This is a genomic window from Paenibacillus sp. J31P316 (genome assembly GCF_056269105.1).
Map to the genome: position 1 here is coordinate 146,097 of NZ_JBWDNI010000006.1, position 18,672 is coordinate 164,768.

Here is an 18,672-nt window from a genome sequence, read left to right on the forward strand (position 1 = left end):
CGCTCTTTCAAACCGCCTGGCGCCACGGTATACTGAAGGCACCAAGAACGACCGGGAGGCCGAACACGGATGACCTTGCCGAAAACAGCAACCACAAGGAATGCACGGCGCAGCGCGAGGGGAACGAATACGCGGACAGTGAACGCAGAAAGCACGGCGCAAACAGGGAACGCCGACGCTCCCCCCTACCGCGATCAGGCGCCGCATCTGCCGCTGCTCGTCGAGAACGAGCTCGAATATCGGGCGGAGCTGCCTTTCGACGCGCAGTCGAGCAATCTCTACTATATCGGCGAACAGCTGATGCCGAATTGGGCAACCACGTCGCATTACCATGACCATTTTGAGCTGTGCTACTTGGATGAGGGTCATGGTCAGTACCAGATCGACAAGACGCGCTATCCCATTCAGGCCGGCGACCTGTGGCTGACCAAGCCAGGCGAGACGCATTACGGGCTGGCTGGCAAGGACGCGCCGTTCCGCCTGCTCTATATGGGCTTCAAGCTGGAGTGGATGAAGGCGCTGCAGCCGGACTTCTATCAGCTCGGCGCAGGGCGTGTCGTGCGGGACTCAGACGGTGCGGTCCAAGCGATCTTTCGGCAGCTGCTGACCGAAGTACGGCTGCGCCGGCGGCTCAGCTTCCAGATGGCGGAGGGGCTGTTCCTGCAGCTGCTCGTGACCGTATCGCGGCTATTTCACGACGACGCCGCGCAGCGGACGGGCACGCTCCCGAACCCGCTCGGTAGCGCCGTCATCGCGGTCATGAACCGGCTGCACGGCGAAATCCGCTACGATCACGATATCGAAACGATCGCGAGGTCCATCCCGATCAGCCGCTCCCATCTCGCGCGCGAGTTCAAGAGCGCGATCGGCATGCCGGTCGGCGAATACATGCGCAGCCTTTGCCTCGACAAGGCCAAATTCGAGCTCCGCGCTTCGGATAAGCCGGTGACGCAAATCGCGGAGGAGCTGTATTTCTCGTCCATCCATACCTTCAGCATCTTCTTCAAACGCTTCACGGGCTTCACCCCGTCGGACTACCGCAGGCAAGCGTCCAAGGATGCGCGGACATGAGGACGAGGCCACTAAACACGAACCTATCGAAAAGGAGGCTGATCGCCGCATGAACCACCCCCTATCCTTGTCCGCCATTCAATCCATGTGCGGTCAGTTATCGTACAAACGAGGCGAGGCCGCATTTCGCGGCGGCAAAGTCGCCGTGACCTATTACGACGCGGATGCCGGAAGGTGCGAAGCCACCGTCAAGCTGCAGGAGAGCTTCGAGGTTACGCTGCGGATCGACGATGACGGCGACGTCTCGGCCACATGCACCTGCCCTTCCCTGTCCTCTTACGACAAATACTGTTCCCACGTCGCCGCGGTGCTGCTGCTCATTCTCGATGCCCAGCAGGCCGGCCGATCGCCGAATTCGCCTGTGCTTAGAGAGCTCGTTTCGAACGGAGCCGAACGCGATGCCCACGCTCGCAGAGGGGAAGCGGAACTGGAGGACGGGCTGGCCCAAGGGCTGCTCGCGATGTTCTCGCCGCTTGCGGAGCGGCGTTCGGTTCCCGCTTCTCAGACGCGGTTCGATACGCGCGCGCCGCTCGACCTGACGTTCGTCTGCAAGCCGTTCACGTACAGCCGCGGGAAACGGATGCTCGGCATCGAGCTCCGAGCCGACGCGAAACGGCCGGTGATCGTGCCGAGCATTCGCGCCTTCCTGCGGTGCATTGCGGAAGGCGAGCCCTATGACATCTCCAAATCGCTCGCCTACGACCCGCGCTTGCACTGCTTCCAACCAGCCGACTATGCCGTCTTGGAGCAGCTCGTCGCCATGGAACGGCAAGAGCGCTTATACCGTGAAACAGGCGGCATTCATGCCATGCATGCGGCCCCGCTTAGCGGCGAACGGATGCTGCCTATCCCGCCCGCGGTATGGGATATGTTCCTCCCCGCCTTGTGCGGGGCGCCTTCTGCGGTGATGGAGCTGGACAAGGTCGTCTACGCGACCATCGCGGTCGCGGATGAACGGCTGCCGCTGCATTTCGAGCTCGAAGAAGACAAAGACGGAAAAGGCTGCCGGCTGCGCGTGCAGGGACTCTCGGACATGACCATCTTGGACGCCTATGGACTCGTCCTCGCCGGAGGCAAGCTGCTGCGGGAGACGCCCGAAGCTTGCTCACGGCTGCTGGAGCTGCAAGGGCTGCTCGACCGCTCGTTCGAACCCGGGCAGCTGCCGCTCCCTCCGGCGCAAATCGAACCGTTCATGGATCGGGTCATGCCGGGCCTGCTGAAGCTGGGCAGCGTTCGGATCGCCGATTCCGTGGCGGAGCGGATCACGCAGCGTCCGCTGCGGGCGAAGCTGTTTCTCGACCGCGTGCGCGACCGGCTGCTCGCGGCGCTCGAATTTCATTACGGAGACCTCGTGATCAATCCGCTCGAGACGGAGCACGAGAGCCGCAGCAACGGACCGATACTCGTGCGGGACGGCGAGAAGGAACGGCAAATCCTCGCCTTGATGGAAGGGGCGGCGATGGCGAAGACGGAGGCGGGGTATTTTCTGGGGGACGAGGAACGGGAGTACCAATTTCTCTTCCATGTCGTGCCGCAGCTGGAGAAGCTGTTGACCGTTCACGCCACCTCCGCGGTCCGGACGCGCATCCATATCCCAGGCACGCCTCCGAATGTCACGCTCTCGCTGAACGAACGCAGCAACTGGCTGGACGTCAAGTTCGACATCGAAGGCATTCCGGAATCCGAGATCAAAGCGATCCTGAAGTCCATCGACGAGAAAAGAACCTATCACCGCCTGCCGACCGGTGCGCTCCTGCCGCTGGACAGCGACGAGATGAAAGAAGTCATCCGGTTCATCAACGAAGGCCGGATCACGGTCAAGGATTTGCGCGCCTCGGGCATTCACATCCCGCTGTTCCGCGGACTGCACCTGATCGACGCCCCCCGGCAGGGAGGCACGGTCAAGCTGGACAAGGCTTTCCGGCGGCTGTTGGACAACCTGCGGAATCCGGAAAATTTCGATTTCCCCGAGCCGGACGGGCTGCGTCATCCGCTGCGGGATTACCAAGCCTACGGCTACCAATGGCTGCGAACGCTCGCGCATTACGGGTTCGGAGGCATTCTTGCCGACGACATGGGCCTTGGCAAAACGGTGCAGGCGATCGCTTTCCTCTCCGCCATGCTGCCGGCCATTCGCGAGGAACGGCTGCCTGCCATCATCGTGGCGCCCGCTTCGCTGACCTACAACTGGCGCAATGAAATTCGCAAGTTCGCGCCGCATATCCGGGCGGCCGTCGTGGACGGGACCAAGACGGAGCGCGACGCCATTCTCGCCGGCCATGCGTCGGCCGACGTTCTGATTACGTCCTATCCGCTGCTGCGGCGGGACGTCGTCGATTACGCGGCGCTGTCGTTCCACACGCTGATTCTCGACGAAGCGCAGGCGTTCAAGAACTACGCGACGCAGACGGCGCAGAGCGTGAAGCTGCTGCAGGCCCGCAACCGTTTCGCGCTGACGGGCACGCCGGTCGAGAACCGGCTCGAGGAGCTGTGGTCCTTGTTCGACGCCGTCTCGCCGGATCTGTTCCCGGGCCGCAAGGCATTCGGCGAGCTCGCGCGCGAGACGATCGCGAAGCGCGCGCGGCCTTTTCTTCTGCGCCGGGTGAAGGCCGACGTCCTGCAGGAGCTTCCGCCGAAGATCGAGTCGGTGCAAGCATCCGCGCTGCTGCCGGAACAGAAACGGCTGTACGCCGCGTACCTCGCGAAGCTGCGGGTCGAGGCGCTCGAGCATCTGGACAAGGATACGTTGAATAAGAATCGCATCCGCATCTTGGCCGGCCTTACCCGGCTTCGGCAGCTGTGCTGCCATCCCGCGCTGTTCATCGACGATTACGCGGGCAGCTCGGGCAAGTTTGAGCAGCTGCTGGACCTCATCGAAGAATGCCGCGCCGCGGGCCGGCGGATGCTCGTGTTCTCGCAGTTCGTCGAGATGCTGAAGCTGATCCGGTCGGAGCTGATTCGGCGGGAGGTCCCGTATTTCTACCTGGACGGCAGCACGCCGCCGAGCGATCGCATCGAGCTGAGCGACCGGTTCAACGCCGGCGAAGGCGACCTGTTCCTGATCTCGCTCAAAGCCGGCGGAACAGGCCTCAACCTGACCGGCGCGGACACCGTCATTCTCTATGATTTGTGGTGGAACCCGGCCGTCGAGCAGCAAGCCATGGACCGCGCCCACCGCATCGGGCAGAAGAACGTCGTGCAGGTCATCCGCCTTGTAGCTGAGGGTACCGTCGAGGACAAAATGGTGGAGCTCCAAGAGCGCAAAAAGAATCTCATCGACGAGGTCGTTCGTCCCGGCGAGGAGCCGTTATCCGCGCTGACGGAGGATGAAATTAAGGAGCTGCTCATGCTTTCCTGAGCGCGCCTTGTAAAAGCAAACAGCCATTAATACCACGTTAATCTTTCACGTGGTATTAATGGCTGTTTTGCGTGGTGCCGGGTCTGGAGATGCAGCGCTCGCGCCGGGATGCTGCCTGGTAAGCGCAGCATCGGCCTCGAGCGCGACGTTCGGCGGATCGTGCACTCGAAGCAGCTGTTCCCAGTATTTCAGCTGGTTTCCGCCGATGTAGTGTACTGGATACAACTCTTTGCTCGCATCGGCCAGTTTCTCACCGATGTCGTGCACTGGGTACACCTCTTTGCTCGAATTGACCGGTTTCCTGCCGATGTAGCGTACTCGGTACATCGGCCAGTTTCTCACCGTCTTTTACGCGTACACCCGAATCTCGATCACCTGAGCAAAGGGCGAGCCATTGGTCGACTCGACCGCGAGCCGGATCGCGGTTGCGGCAACGGCAGCCGGAAGCGTCACGACCCTTTTGCGTCTGCGGTTGTCCGCGATCCGCTCCAGCACGGTCCATTCCCCTTCTACCAGCGCCTCGATCCGGCAGTCCTTGACCAGCTCCGGCAAGACGGCAAAAGGCGTCGTATGATGGTGCAGGTTAATCAAGTCCTCATTGACGTCGTCGTTGAACGTCAGGTGGATTTCCCGCACGCTGACGGGAGCCGCCCATTGCAGCCGCAGCCACTCTTCTTGTCCCCCGTCGTTCATCGCCTCCGAGCTCCACAGATGCGGACCGCCGAATGGACGCGCGTAGCCATCGACCGCTTTACCTGCCGCATACGCCTCCGTTCCTGGCGACAGCTTCAAGCAGAAAGGCTTGCGGTTGAAAGCCCCGTTGCGCCACAGCGTAACGCGCTGGCTTTCCTCGCTTCCCTCGTCGAACGGCATTGCGCCGCTGTAGTTGAAGCCCAACACGCCGAAAACATTCCCTTCCGCCGCATGCAGCCGCAACCGAGGATTCTCGCGTATGACGAGAAACACGTTGCATGGCGCTGCCGGAAGCTGCGCCCCGCTCGTATCGACGGCAACCCACTGCTTCTCGCCCCCGGCGACGCTGCTGCGGTGCCTGGAAACGAAGCGATACGGGATGTAATTCTCCTCGCGGCCCGTCTCCCACACCTCGACGACGAGCTCCGTATCCTCGTCCGCATCGACGAGCAGCTCCACGGCATCCAACCTCGGATCGACCGGCACGAGAATGCCGACCGGCTTCTCCAGCGCATACGTGACCGTCGTTCCCTCATCCCGGGCCAAAGGCCACCGCTCCAATGTCAACGAGCTCGATGCATCCACCGCGGCCGACTGCGCCAGGTCAGCCGTATCCTTGCTGCGCAGTCCGATGACCGATGCGTCCTGCCGAAGCAGCGTCTGCTGCAGCTCCTGCAGATGCTCGGCGTGCAGCGCTCTCGGCGTTACGCCCTTCTGCACGCACAGCGCCGCCCCCGTCCCGGCCGCTTCGCCGATCACGGCGCAGGTCGCCATGACGCGCGTCGTGCCGAACGCCACATGCGACGCGCTGATGTTACGTCCGGCGAACAGCAGATTGCGCACGTTCGCGGAGTAGAGCGAGCGGAACGGCACGGAGTAATTGCCGTCCGGATAGAAATGCTTCGACCCGCTTTCGGCGGCATACATGCCCTGCGGCGGATGAAGATCGATCGACCAGCCGCCGAAAGCGACCCGGTCCTCGAACGGCCGCTGCTCGACGACGTCGTTTTGATTCAGCATATAGTCGCCGACGAAGCGCCGGAATTCTCTTTTGCCGGGAAGCGATCCGACCCACTCCAAGGTCATGTTGTCCGCCTCGAACTGGCCCGAGTTTTTAATATAATCCCAAATGCCGTAAATGACGGACCACAGCTCGTCGCGGATCCGCTCGTTCTCGTGCACCGTGTCCAGCTCGCCGCCCCATTCGATCCACCAGTAGTGGCAGCCGGAATCGCCGCTGCGGATGACCCGCCGAACAGGAATGCTCGTTTGCGTAATATCCTTGGCAAAAGAAGGCGGAACGTATTTGACCGGACGGCCGGCATCCTTCGAATAGAACAAAATCGTGCTCCCCAGCGTAATGTCGTCCGCAACCTCGGGTGCCCAATCTTCGTTGAACTCCGCCTTCGCTTCGCGCCCGATCCGATACTGCGCGCCAGCCAGGAAGCCGACCAGGCCGTCGCCGGTGCAGTCCAGCACCTGTTCGCCTTCGAAACGAATCCGCCGCTCCGAGCCCATCATCCAGCCGGTAACGGACTTGATGATCCGGTCTTCCGCGGAACCCTCGGCCTCCACTTCATGCACGTCGGTATTCAAAAACAGCTGAATGTTAGGCTCCGCGCGGACCGTTTCCAGCACGACGAGATCCCAATAATACGGATTTCCCTCCATGTTCCGGTACTGGTTCTCCACGAACAGCTCGCCCATGATGCCCGTCTCGCGGGCGTAACGGTTGGTCCCATGCCCCGTCGCGCCGCATACCCAGACGCGAACCTCGCTGCTCGAATTGCCGCCAAGCACCGGCCGGTTCTGCACGAGCGCGACCGTTTGCCCGAGCCTTGCCGCAGCCACCGCCGCGCATACGCCCGCCAAGCCGCCGCCGATCACGACGATATCCGTTTTCACTGTTTGCTCCAACATCAGAAATCCCCTCCATCGGTAGGTGTAAGACTTTATTTTCATGCTACAATGAAGGAAACCACCAATGGAATGGCCTGATTTTCTCTTTCCATATCTTTATTTTCATACGAGGTGCTAACATGCTGGAGCCTATGCCATACCTGTTTCCGGAAGATACGGAGTGGACCTATTGGCATCACAAAGAAACCTTTCAGCTGGCGCAGGACACCTACGTCAAATGGGTGATGTTCGCGGTGGAAAGCGGTTCGTTCCGCTATCGGATTCAAGGCGGCGAAGGGACCGCCGAGGCCGGGGACGTTGTCGTCTGCCCGCCTCATACGGACTTCGAGCGGGAGGTAATCGAGCCGCTGTCTTTCGCATTCATCAGCTTTAATCTGCGCGCGGAAGACATCTCCGGCCTGCCGCAAGGCCGGGTGCGCTTCGCCGATGCCGCTCGTCTGCATCATGACCTGGAGCGGCTCAAGACGCCGCCGCTGCATGAAGCCGCCGCGCCGCATCCTTACGGCGCGCACTACGCGGCTGATATTTGGCTGCTGTGCATAGAGGCGGCCAGCAAGCGCGAAGAGCCTTCGAAGCCCGCCGACGCCGAAATGGAGGCGGCCGTCGTCTGGCTTCGAACGCATGTCGACGCCAAATCCGCGCTTGGCGAAGCCGCCGCCCGCTGCGATTTGACGCCGGTCCAGTTCACCCGCCGCTTCCAGCGTGCGTTCGGCATCGCGCCTCAGCACTTCCTGCTGTCGCTTCGTATTGCCGAAGCACGGAAGCTGCTCCTGACGACAGAATGGACGCTCGACCGGATCGCCGTGTCCTGCGGTTACGAGAACGGCTTCTCGCTCAGCCGCAGCTTCATGCGGGCAACGGGCATGCGCCCTTCCCGTTACCGCGAGCATCATCGGCTGTGAGCGAGGCGCCGCGCGAAGGGCAGCCGAAACCGCCAACCCTCGGTCGCCGCTGCCCGCTCCCCTGCCGGCGGCCCGCGGCACACTCGGCACCCGGCCCGCGACACAGACTCCAGCAGCGCCTTGGTGCCCCGTCCATCAACGACGTTGGCCAAAACAAAAATAGGGCTGGAATCCCATGATTCCAGCCTTTATGATTACAGCCTCTAACGATGCCGGCCCTTTACGGTTGCGGCCCCTGTTCCGCCCTTCCTATTCCTCGCGCCGCGTCATCCAGCTCTCCAACTGCGGCATGCCGATGGCCGTCAGCTTAGGCTGCCAGCATCAGGCTGCCGACACGGCGCCTAGCGAATGGAGACGCGCCTTTGGCACACGGCTTCCGCTCTGCCGGCACCGCGCCTAGCGAATAGAAACGCACCTCTGCCCCGAGGGCTCTGCTCTTCCGACTTCCGCTCTGCCGGCACTCCGCCTAGCGAATAGAGACGCGCCTCTGCCCAGACGGCTTGCGCTCTGCCGGCACGATGGCCGGAGACGCGCCCTCCACCTTCCGGATGCGCTCGAGCAGTCGCGCCCGCAGCTGTCCGGTCACCTCGTCGTAGCTGTCCAGTCCGATCAGGTTCGTCAGCTCGTGCGGGTCGGCCTCCAGATCGTACAGAAACTCCTCCAGGTACGTATCCGAAGCCGCTTCGTCCCAGCCGTTCTTGCCCGGCGCCGCCACGCTGTACTTCCAGCGCGGCGTGCGCAGCGCCCGGCCGACCTGCGTCTCGCTGATCTGCACGAACACGTCGTCCGGCTCGCCGTCCGCTTCGCCCCGGAGCTCCCGGAGCAGCGAGCGCCCTTCCATCTCCTCCGGCACCGGAATGGATGCCGCATCGAGCAGGGTCGGCGGCAGATCGACCAAGCTGACGAGCCGCTTCAGCCTGCCGCCCCCGCTGAACCCCGGGCCGGTGAGCGCCGTAGGCACGCGGATCGAACTGTCGTGGCAGGAGCGCTTGTACTCCCCGTTGCGGGTTTTGAAATGACAGCCGTGGTCGGACGTGAACAAAATGACGGTATCTTCGGCAAGCCCCAGACTCCGCACCGCGTCGTTCAGACGGCCGAGCGCTTCATCTAGTCGCTTGACCATGCCGTAATAACCGCCGAGATGCTGCGGGGCGCTGCCTCCGAGCGCGGCCAGATCCGGCGGCGTCCATCGGCCGGCATACATGCCTTCGTAGCCGACGGGCGCCGGATAATTGTCGAGGTGATTCTGATGATGCGGCTCGATGTACGACAGGAAGAGGAAGAACGGATCGTCCTTGTTCCCGTCGATGAACCGGATCGCCGCGTCCGTCATGGCGTCCACCCGGTAGCCCGGCAGCTTCACCGCTTCGTTGTTCCCGTTATACATGACGGTATCGTAGCTGTCCGACGAAAATTCGAGCGTATTGGATGCAAGCCAATAATCGTAGCCGCCCCGCTTGCCGGCCGGAACCGGCTCCTCGTCCGCGAGATGCCACTTCCCGATGTAACCGGTGCGGTAACCGGCCCCCGTGAAATGCTCGGCCAGCGTAGCGTGACCCGAGGCGAGCGGAATGCCGTTACGATAGCTGCCCGTCGTCGTCGCGTGCTTGCCGGTCTGCAGGCAGGACCGCGCGGGGCCGCATACGGGCTGGCAGGTGAAGGAATGCGCCGCGTGCGTGCCTTCCTGCGCCATGCGGTCGAAGTTCGGCGTCAAGCCGAGCGGATTGCCATGGATCCCGGTCGTATCCCAGCGCTGCTGGTCCGTGAAAAACACGATGACGTTCGGTTTTTTTCGGTTGCTGCTCATAAGCTGCTCCTTTTGCCGCGATGCCGTTATTTTTTGGTGCCGTAGCCGTTCTCCGCGCTCCAGCCCTGCGACTGCTTAAGCGCGTCAGCCTCTTGTTTCGCCACGTCGTTCATCTTGCCGAGGAAGGCGTCCAAGGACATCGAGCCGTCCAAGTACAGCTGTCCGTCTTTGCCGAACGTATCGTACAGGTTCTTGCTGAAGGCCGGCCCGAACAGGTTCATCTTGAACGGTTCGTTGACCGCCAGGAATTGCTTGATGTTCTCGGGGAATTCGGCGTCTTTCAGAACCGGCACCCGGAACAACTGCTCGGCGATTTCCTTCTGCACGGACGGCGAGGTCAAGTACATCAGGAAGTCGACGGCGCCAGCTTTCTTCTCCGCCGAGATCGTCTTCGGCATGACGTAGACGCCGTCCGGATTGCCGGAAGCCACCTCGTAATACTTGTTCTCGGCCATCGGGTGATTCTCCTTCGTGAGATGCGGCACCCGCATGACGCCGTAATTCATGCCCTCCAGCTGCTTGGTGAAGTCCGGGGTAGCGAGAATCATCGCCGCGTCGCCGCGCAGGAACATCTCGGCCGCATCGTCCACGGTGACGCCGTTAAAGCCCTTCGGCCAGAAACGGGTCCAATCCTTCAGAATCGGGAATACGTCCTTCCACGGATCCTTCGTGAAATCAAGCAAGCCGCCGTCGATTGCCGCGACGATCTCGTTGGAGCCGACCAGCTTGTTGCCGTCCAAGTCCATCTTCGGAACCAGCTGCTCGACCGTCTGGTCGGACAAATACCGCAGCATCCAGTCCGGCCGGTCGCCCCCCTGCTTGGCGAAGCCGATCGCCATCGGCGTGACGCCCGACTTCAGGATGCTGTCCTGCGCGGCCAGAAAATCGTTCCACGTCTCCGGCAGCGCCGTGACGCCGGCCTTGTCGAACAGGTCCTTATTGTAGAACAGACGGATCGTAGCCGAATACGTGGGAATGCCCGCGAACTTATCGGTACCGGGCACGAACATGTTGGCCATGACGGTATCGGACAGCGTGCCGCGCCAGTCCGCGTTCCCTGCGTACGGGTTCGGCTGCGCAAGGTCGTCGGTCAGCTCGGTAACGAGCCCTTTGCCGAAATCCTCCTGCGACCACAGGTACTTGGATTGAAACAGGTCCGGCGCGTTGTCGCCGATCAGCTGCGTCGTAACCCACGTCCGCTGGGCGGTTCCGTCATCTCCCCAGTTGGCGAGCGTCAGCTTCACTTCTGCCTTCGCGTTCGGATTGGCGTTGTAGTCGCCGACGAGCTTCTCATAGAACTTGTTGTCGTCCTCGATCTTGCTTTTGCTGGTCGTGAACTGGATCACGGGCTTGGCTTTTCCCGAGCTATTCGCATTGGAGCTGTCGCCCGGGTCCGCCTGATCGGCAGGAGCCGCATTGTTCGAGCAACCCGCGAGCAAGGCCACTCCGAGGGCGAGGACTGCCGGCTTTTGCAGACGTTTTAATGAAATGAATGACATGGATGAATCTCTCCTATCGTGCGTATTGGGGTATTTCGTCCTTCATCGGCAAGCGCGTACGGCTTCCGCGAACGGAAGCATCATGGTCACCTCCTGCTTGAAATCGGGTATTTCTGCTGCCTCTTAGCCTTTTATAGCGCCCGACGTAAGACCGGAGATGAACGGCTTGGTCGCGAAAAGGAACAATACGAGAAACGGCAGGGAAGCAAATGCATATCCTGCCAGCTGGAGCCCCGTGCCTTGCTCGACCGTGCCGGAGATGGTGCCGAGCACCAAGATGACCGGCTTCAGCTTCTCGTCGGAAATAATGACAAGCGGCCAGATGTAGTTGTTCCATCCGCTGATGGCCGTCAGAATGCCGACGACCGACAGGATCGGCTTCGCCAGCGGGAGCGCGATCCGGCTGTAGATCCGCCAAGAACCGGCCCCGTCGAGCTGCGCCGACTCGAACAAGCCGGCGGGCAGCCCCGCCAGGAACTCGCGGATCAGCATCGTGCCCATCGCCGAGCCGACCGCTGCCGGAGGAAAGATCTGGCCGGCGTACGAGTTGAGCAGCCCCATCCCTTTCACCAGCACGAACTGCGGCACGAGCAGCAGAAAGCCCGGAATCATCATCATCATGATGACGAGCACGTACAGCAGTCCTTTGCCAGGAAAATCGTACGCCGCGAAGGAGAAGGCCGCCATGGACGACAGGATCAACACGACCAGCACGATGCCGCCGGCGACGATGATCGAGTTCATCATATACGGCAGCAAATAGCGGGCGGCGGTTGCGTAATTATCGGCATAGAAGTGCGTCGGCCAGCCCCAAAAATGCTCGTATAAGTCTCTGCGGTGCTTCCACGAATTGATCAGCGTCATATAGAACGGGAACAGGGTGGCCAGCAGCAGCGCCGCCACGACGGCATAGTGGGCCGTCGACCGGAAAGTCGTTCTGATATTCATGCGCGTCCGCCTCCTAACCCGACGTCTCGGAAGATTTGAACAGCTTTTGGATCGCCTGCGTCACGATCAGGATGCCGACGAACAGCACCATGCCGAGCGCCGAAGCATACCCCATTTCGTTATAGGTAAATGCCCGATCGTACAGATACAGCGCCGGCGTCAGCGAGGATTCGCCGGGACCGCCTCCGGTCAGAATCAGGGGAAGCTCGAAGTTCTGCAGCTGCCCGATGACGACCAGCAGCGCGACGAGCCGGATTTGGCCGCGAATGAGCGGCAGCTCCAGATAACGGAATCGCTGCCAGACGCTCATGCCGTCCAAGCTGCCGCTCTCGAAGAGCTCCGTCGGGATGTTCAGCAGCCCCGCCAAGTAGATCAGGAAGTAGATGCCGCCGATCCACGGAAAATTGTAGAGGATAAGCGCCCAGAGCGAAGTGCCGCTCTCGCCCAGCCAGGCATGCGTCCAGCCGTCCAGGCCGACCAGCTCGAGCAGGCCGTTCAGGATGCCGTTCTGGCTCGCATACACCCAGGTCCAGATCTTGATGACGACCAGCGCCGGCACGATCAGCGGCACGATGAACAGCACGCGGACCCATTCGGCGAGCCGCTTGCGCCGGATATGGAAGACGAGCACGGCAGCGAGCAGCGGAAGCGTCAGCGTCTCGACCAGCGCGCCTGCCGTAAGCGCGAGCGCGTGGCCGATCGAGCCCCGGAACGACGCGTCATGCAGCACCTTGGCGTAATTCGCGAAGCCGACGAACCTGTCGACGTTCGCGCCGTTCCAATCGAAGAACGACTTCTGCACGGCAACGACGAGCGGTCCGTATTTGAACGTGCCGAGAACGGCAAAGACGGGGATCAGGAAGAAGTACGCTTGCCGGACGCGCCATATTTTCCTTAACAAACCGGGCTTTGTCGGCTTCGCGCCTTCGCTCAGAGAAGCGGTTGACATGGTTTTATTCCCCCTTCGTAGAGGCGCGCACGATCAAGCGCGCCGGCAGCAGCGTCTGAATGCGGGCGTAATCTTGCTGCCGCAGCAGCTCGTCGAAGACCTTCACGGCCATGCGTCCGATGTCCGCGATCGGCTGATGAACCGTCGTCATCGGCGGGTTCATGAGCGGCGACACGTCGTAATCGCCGAACCCCGCGACGGCGATATCCTCCGGTATGCGCAGCCCCAGCTCCTGGAGTCCGCCGCTGACGGCCAGCGTGCCGCGGTAGGTCGAGCAGAAGACGGCCGACGGCTTGGCTTCCTGCAGCATTTTCCGGACGGTGTCCTTTACCGGCTCGCGGTTGGCGTCCAGCTCCTGCACCCAGCCGGAGCCGACCTCGATTCCCCCCTGGCGCAGCGCTTCGTGATAACCCCGAACCCGGTCCGCCTCGCAGGGATGCGCAATCGGCGCATGAAGCAGCGCGATCCGCCGGTGGCCCAGCTCGAGCAGATGCCGCACGGCCTGCCTGCAGCCGTCGGCATTGTCGACGTCGACCCAGGAGACGTCCGTGTTCGGATAAGACGCCGCCACGATGACATGCGGAATCCCGCCCGCGACAAGCGACTGCGGCAAGGACGAATGCAGCGGCGGGTTGATCGCGATCAGTCCCTTGAAACCGTAGGTGCGGCAAAAATGCGCGACGGAGCCGGCATCCTTGAATGCCCTGCCCTCGTAAGGCACCAGCGTCAGGTAGAGACCGAGCGAGTAGGCTTTCTCCATGATGCCGTTCATCAGCTCGCCCATGTATTCCGGAAACGACACGACCGGCGTCACGATCCCGATCGTTTCTTGCCGGTTCGTCACCACGGAGGGCCGGAAGCCTTGCTCGTTCATGTACCGAATCACTTTCTCCCGCGTCTCCGCGTTGACATCCGGCTTGTTGTTGAGGATGCGGGAGACGGTCGACACCGACACGTCGCACATCTCGGCGATTTTGCGAATGTTCATTGGCGCTCTCCTCTCGTACGGCCTATCGGTACGTTTCCGGTACAGTACCGGTAAACGCAAAAAAGGAGACATCGCATGAATCGCGTGTCTCCGGTTGGCCGGTCAACAAATATGTAATAGCAGTAATGCCGAGTTATTTACTCAGGTTTACACTGAGGTAATTGTAGCAACCCCATCCGGATACGTCAACACCATTTCTAGGTCTTCGTAGTGCGCATGGTTGCGATCCATACTGGCCCCAAACGCATCCGCTACTGACAAAGCTTTACATCGTGCGGGTTACAGCCCCTATGGGTTCTGCCATCGGATGCCGCAAAAAACTCGTTGCACATTTACTGCGTACATAATATACTGTTACCATAATAAACTGTTTATATATTATACAGTTAATCAAAAAGGAGCGACGCCCCCTTGAAGAATTCCGCCATCACCATTAAAGGTCTTCGTAAATCCTTCGGCCGGCTGACTGTGCTGGACGGCATCGACCTGGACGTTCCGTCCGGCACGATCTTCGCCCTGCTCGGTCCGAACGGCGCCGGCAAGACGACCTTGATCAACATTCTCTCCACGCTGACCACGCCCGACGCGGGCAAGGCCGCCGTAAACGGCCATGACATCGTCTCAGAACGTGAAGCCGTCAAAATGTCCATCAGCCTCACGGGTCAATTCGCCGCCGTCGACGGCATGCTGACCGCCCGGGAGAACCTGCACATGATCTGCAGGCTCTCCGGTTTCTCCTCCTCCGGTGCCCGCGCCAGAACCTCGGAACTCTTGCAGCTGTTCGACCTTGAAGCAAGCGCCGGCAAGCTGGTCAAAACCTACTCCGGCGGCATGCGCCGCAGGCTTGATCTAGCCGTTAGCCTCGTGGCGCGCCGGCCGGTGCTGTTCCTCGACGAGCCGACGACGGGACTCGATACCGTCAGCCGCCGTGCGTTGTGGAAGCAAATTACGGAGCTGCGGGACGAGGGCATCACGATCTTCCTCACGACGCAATATTTGGAGGAGGCCGATCAGCTCGCGGACCGCATCGCGGTCATCGCCGGCGGACGCATCGCCGCGGAAGGCACCGCGCAGGAGCTCAAGTCCCGCATCGGCGAAGAACGGATCGAGCTGCTGGGCGACGACGAGGAGCTCCTCGCCGCTTACGCGACCGACGGGAGTCTGCAGGATATTCGCAGAACGCTGAACGAGCTGGCCGGCAAGGTTTCGCCGGATACGCGGATTCGTCTGCGGAAGCCGAGCCTGGATGACGTATTCGTCGCCCTGACCGAGGCAAAACCATTCGAGGAGGTCGTACGATGAATCCAGTCCAAACCGCTCCAGCCCGCAAGACATCGTTAGCCGTCACCAACGCCGTCTTCATCGGACGCAGCATCCGTCTGAGCCTTCGCAACACGGAGGCGCTGATCATGGCCATCGTGCTGCCGGTCATGCTGATGCTCTTGTTCACGTATGTGTTCGGCGGGGCAATCGATCCGGGAGGCGACTACGTCGATTACGTCGTACCCGGCATCATCCTGCTCTGCGCCGGCTTCGGCTCATCCAGCACGGCCGTCGACGTCTCGCAGGATATGACGAACGGCATCATCGACCGGTTCCGAACGCTGCCGATTCGCAGCCTCAGCGTCATCGCCGGGCATGTCGCCGCCAGCCTCGCCCGCAACCTGATGGCGACCGGCGTCGTCATCGGCGTCGCGTTTCTCGTCGGCTTCCGATCCTCCGCCGGCTTCCTGGAATGGCTTGCCGCCATCGGCATCATCGCGTTGTTCATTCTCGCCCTGACCTGGCTCTTCGCGGCGATCGGGCTGGTCGCGGGCTCCCCTTCGGCAGCTTCGGGTTACGGCTTCATCCTGCTCTTCCTGCCATACCTCTCCAGCGCGTTCGTCCCCACGACGACGATGCCGCGATGGCTGCAGGGCGTGGCGAACCATCAGCCGATCACGCCGGTCATCGAAACGATCCGCGACCTTCTGACCGGCACCCCGATCGGGCATCATGCCTGGCTGGCAGCCGCCTGGTGCGTCGGCATTCTGCTGCTCGCGCTGCTGTGGAGCATCGCCTCGTTCCGCCGCAAGGCCGGGCATAGATAGCGCATTGCCGGTACCACAGCCAGAAGCGTGCAATGCAGTAACGCAACAAAGGACGGCCAGCTCATCAACAGGAGCTGGTCGTCCTTTGTTAGCGTTCGCTTGCTTGCGCGATGGCAAACTACGGTCGATTCGGTCTAATCGCCCAGCGAAGCAGCTCCTGCGCGCTCCTGCAAAATAAGTGTAATTCTGCACTTATTTTCAAATACCAACACGGTACCATAGGAATAAATGCAAAAGTGCATTTATTCTTATGGCTTACGGTCCAATCCGCTCAGCATCAATCGATTAGCTGCACATTTGCACGTATTTTCGTTTTTCGGACGAAATCGTTGAAAATAAGTGCAGATTTGCAGCTATTCGATTCAGCAACTGGTCAGCAGGTGGTCAGCAGATGTCGTTGTCGGCAGATGTCAGCAACCAGTCTGAATCTGACCTCTGACGAATGAACCTGCGCAGATGAGAGCAGCGCTGCTACGCGCTTGCTAACAGCTCAGGCTCATTGAAGACACTCGCGCTTTGTTTACATGACACAACATACATGTTATAACATACAAGGTATGAACGGGACCTTTGCCAGGGAGGATATCGAATGAAACTCGACGATGCGGTTGGTTTTATCCTTACCAAGACGCTGCGTAATTTGAACTTGCTTTTCAACCAGGAATTCAGCCCCTCCGGCATCACGAGCGAGCAATGGTGCCTGTTGAAAAGGCTGGACGAGCAAGACGGGATCAGCATCAAGGATTTGACGCTGGGCGTCGGTAAAGACCAGGCTAACGTCACGCGAATTCTGGCTATATTAGAACAACGGGGATTCGTCCAACGATCTCCCCACCCGAGCGACGGAAGGTCGTCTCTGGTGTATTTGACCGGGGAAGGCAAGGAATTGACGGCGCGCTTGAACCCGATCGACGAGAAGATACAGGCCGTCGCGGTGGACGGTTTATCGGAGGAAGAAGTGCTGTTCTTGAGACGAACGCTCGCCAAATTAAGTCACAACGCGGATAAGCATCTCATACGCTAACCGCCCGATCATAGATGGGATGGGAATAACCAATGAATGATAGAGCTGTCATGCCGGTTTGGATGTTCGGCGTATTTATCGTCCTGATGAATACCACGATGTTCAACGTCTCCTTACCCGGCATTATTCGAACGTTTCATATTACGGCCGACCTCGGATCGTGGATTATTTCAAGCTACTCCATCGGATACGCCTTATCGACGGTGATCTACAGCCGTTTATCGGACAGCGTGCCCTTGCGAAGACTGCTATTGGTAGGTTTGACGATCTTGGGTCTGTCCTCGGCAGCCGGGATCTTCGCGGACGATTTCAACACGCTGCTGGCCGTCCGCATTCTGCAATCTGCCGGCGCGGGAACGATGTCCGGGCTGGGAATCGTGATGGCAAGCCGTTATATCCCTTATGAGCGCAGGGGAAGGGCCATTACGATGATATCGACGGGGAGCGCGATGGCGTTCGGCTTCGGCCCCATTATCGGAGGCGCCATCACCGAGTATCTTGGATTCAACGGGCTGTTCGCCGTCACTTGCCTGATTCTTCTGGTGCTTCCCGTGTTGATGCGGCTGCTGCCCAAGGAAGAACCGAAGCCGATGCGTTTCGACGCGTTCGGGGCCTTATTAACGGTCTTAAATGCAGCGACGTTGCTGATCGCCGTCATGCAGCGTTCCTGGCTCTGGTCGATCGGAAGCCTTCTGTCGTTCGCCGTTCATGCTTGGTATCTGCGAAGCGTCAAGAAAGAAACCTTTATCAATCCGGCGCTGTTCGCCAAACGCGATTATCGGAAGCTTACGGCGGTGGGGTTCTGCGTGTTGGTATTGAACATGGGCAATCTGTTCCTCATGCCGCTCGCGTTGGCTAATCTGGCCGGCGAATCGACGATGACCATCGGGCTGACGATTGCGCCGGGGGCCATCTTGTCGGCTTTGTCGGGCCGTTTCGTGGGACGGTGGATCGACCGTTACGGAAATGTGCGGTTCCTGCTGATCGGTCATGTCGTGCTGGCCGTCGTGCTGGCCGTCTTCTCGTTTGCCGTGGAAGTATCGCCGTTCGTCGTGCTATGCGGGTATCTGTTCTTCTCGCCCTCGTTCTCCGCGACCCTGTCTTCGTTAAACAATGAAACGTCGCGCATCCTGCCGAAGCAGATGATCGGCTCGGGCATGGGACTCATGCAGCTGATTCAGTTCTTTGGAGGCTCGATCTCCGTCGCGGTCTGCGGCATGATTCTGACGATGCAGAAGAATAGCCCGCTTGGCTTGGCCTATGAGAACGTGTACCGCGTGCTGCTCGCCGTTTGCCTGCTTTCCCTGACCGTCGCGGTCTGGTATACGCGAACCTCCGGCAGCTCCGAGAAACCAGCTCGGATGACCACATGAACATGGCTTCGCCGTCGCTCTCCGACGCTCGCACATCGCTATACGGACGC

At 60.7% G+C, this 18,672-nt stretch carries 14 protein-coding genes; 7 read left to right on the forward strand and 7 right to left on the reverse strand.

The window, feature by feature from the left end:
- Positions 1-69: 69 nt before the first annotated feature.
- Entirely contained in the window at positions 70-1,071 is a 1,002-nt protein-coding gene (locus tag AC0YNU_RS19815) for a helix-turn-helix domain-containing protein (RefSeq protein WP_475759778.1), read from the forward strand.
- A 49-nt stretch (positions 1,072-1,120) separates the two neighbouring features.
- Entirely contained in the window at positions 1,121-4,429 is a 3,309-nt protein-coding gene (locus AC0YNU_RS19820) for a DEAD/DEAH box helicase (RefSeq protein ID WP_475759780.1), read from the forward strand.
- Between the two features lie 45 nt (positions 4,430-4,474).
- On the opposite strand, the gene AC0YNU_RS19825 is transcribed toward AC0YNU_RS19820, so the two are convergent.
- Together AC0YNU_RS19825 and AC0YNU_RS19830 are read right to left on the reverse strand one after the other, a co-directional pair.
- A complete protein-coding gene (locus tag AC0YNU_RS19825) occupies positions 4,475-4,696 on the reverse strand; it encodes a hypothetical protein (RefSeq protein WP_475759782.1) in 222 nt (73 codons plus the stop codon).
- Between the two features lie 81 nt (positions 4,697-4,777).
- Complete coding sequence (locus AC0YNU_RS19830; RefSeq protein ID WP_475759784.1) at positions 4,778-7,042, reverse strand: FAD-dependent oxidoreductase; 2,265 nt, start codon at positions 7,040-7,042, stop codon at positions 4,778-4,780.
- A gap of 119 nt (positions 7,043-7,161) precedes the next feature.
- Here AC0YNU_RS19830 and AC0YNU_RS19835 point away from each other — a divergent pair, with 119 nt between their 5' ends.
- Positions 7,162-7,944 (forward strand): helix-turn-helix domain-containing protein, encoded by a 783-nt coding sequence (locus AC0YNU_RS19835; protein ID WP_475759786.1) that lies wholly within the window; start codon positions 7,162-7,164, stop codon positions 7,942-7,944.
- Positions 7,945-8,410: 466 nt separating this feature from the next.
- Here the strand turns inward: AC0YNU_RS19835 and AC0YNU_RS19840 are convergent, their stop codons facing one another.
- The 5 genes from AC0YNU_RS19840 to AC0YNU_RS19860 all read right to left on the reverse strand — a co-directional run bounded on the left by AC0YNU_RS19840 (position 8,411) and on the right by AC0YNU_RS19860 (position 14,135).
- Entirely contained in the window at positions 8,411-9,751 is a 1,341-nt protein-coding gene (locus AC0YNU_RS19840; RefSeq protein WP_475759788.1) for a sulfatase family protein, read from the reverse strand.
- 26 nt (positions 9,752-9,777) lie between these two features.
- Positions 9,778-11,250, reverse strand: coding sequence for an ABC transporter substrate-binding protein (locus AC0YNU_RS19845; RefSeq protein ID WP_475759790.1), 1,473 nt, complete (start codon positions 11,248-11,250; stop codon positions 9,778-9,780).
- A 123-nt stretch (positions 11,251-11,373) separates the two neighbouring features.
- Positions 11,374-12,198 carry a carbohydrate ABC transporter permease gene (locus AC0YNU_RS19850; RefSeq protein ID WP_475759791.1) on the reverse strand — a complete coding sequence of 275 codons (825 nt, stop codon included), beginning with the start codon at positions 12,196-12,198 and terminating at the stop codon, positions 11,374-11,376.
- A 13-nt stretch (positions 12,199-12,211) separates the two neighbouring features.
- Complete coding sequence (locus AC0YNU_RS19855) at positions 12,212-13,147, reverse strand: carbohydrate ABC transporter permease (protein ID WP_475759793.1); 936 nt, start codon at positions 13,145-13,147, stop codon at positions 12,212-12,214.
- Between the two features lie 4 nt (positions 13,148-13,151).
- Positions 13,152-14,135 carry a LacI family DNA-binding transcriptional regulator gene (locus AC0YNU_RS19860; RefSeq protein ID WP_475759795.1) on the reverse strand — a complete coding sequence of 328 codons (984 nt, stop codon included), beginning with the start codon at positions 14,133-14,135 and terminating at the stop codon, positions 13,152-13,154.
- A 411-nt stretch (positions 14,136-14,546) separates the two neighbouring features.
- Here AC0YNU_RS19860 and AC0YNU_RS19865 point away from each other — a divergent pair, with 411 nt between their 5' ends.
- The 4 genes from AC0YNU_RS19865 to AC0YNU_RS19880 all read left to right on the forward strand — a co-directional run bounded on the left by AC0YNU_RS19865 (position 14,547) and on the right by AC0YNU_RS19880 (position 18,622).
- Positions 14,547-15,437, forward strand: a complete 891-nt coding sequence (locus AC0YNU_RS19865; RefSeq protein ID WP_475759797.1) for an ATP-binding cassette domain-containing protein — start codon at positions 14,547-14,549, stop codon at positions 15,435-15,437.
- On the forward strand, positions 15,434-16,225 hold the full coding sequence (locus AC0YNU_RS19870; protein ID WP_475759799.1) for an ABC transporter permease: 792 nt from the start codon (positions 15,434-15,436) through the stop codon (positions 16,223-16,225). Before AC0YNU_RS19865 ends, AC0YNU_RS19870 begins: the two co-directional genes overlap by 4 nt.
- Before the next feature lie 589 nt (positions 16,226-16,814).
- On the forward strand, positions 16,815-17,249 hold the full coding sequence (locus AC0YNU_RS19875; protein WP_475759801.1) for a MarR family winged helix-turn-helix transcriptional regulator: 435 nt from the start codon (positions 16,815-16,817) through the stop codon (positions 17,247-17,249).
- A 32-nt stretch (positions 17,250-17,281) separates the two neighbouring features.
- On the forward strand, positions 17,282-18,622 hold the full coding sequence (locus AC0YNU_RS19880) for an MFS transporter (RefSeq protein ID WP_475759803.1): 1,341 nt from the start codon (positions 17,282-17,284) through the stop codon (positions 18,620-18,622).
- The last annotated feature ends 50 nt before the right edge of the window (positions 18,623-18,672 follow it).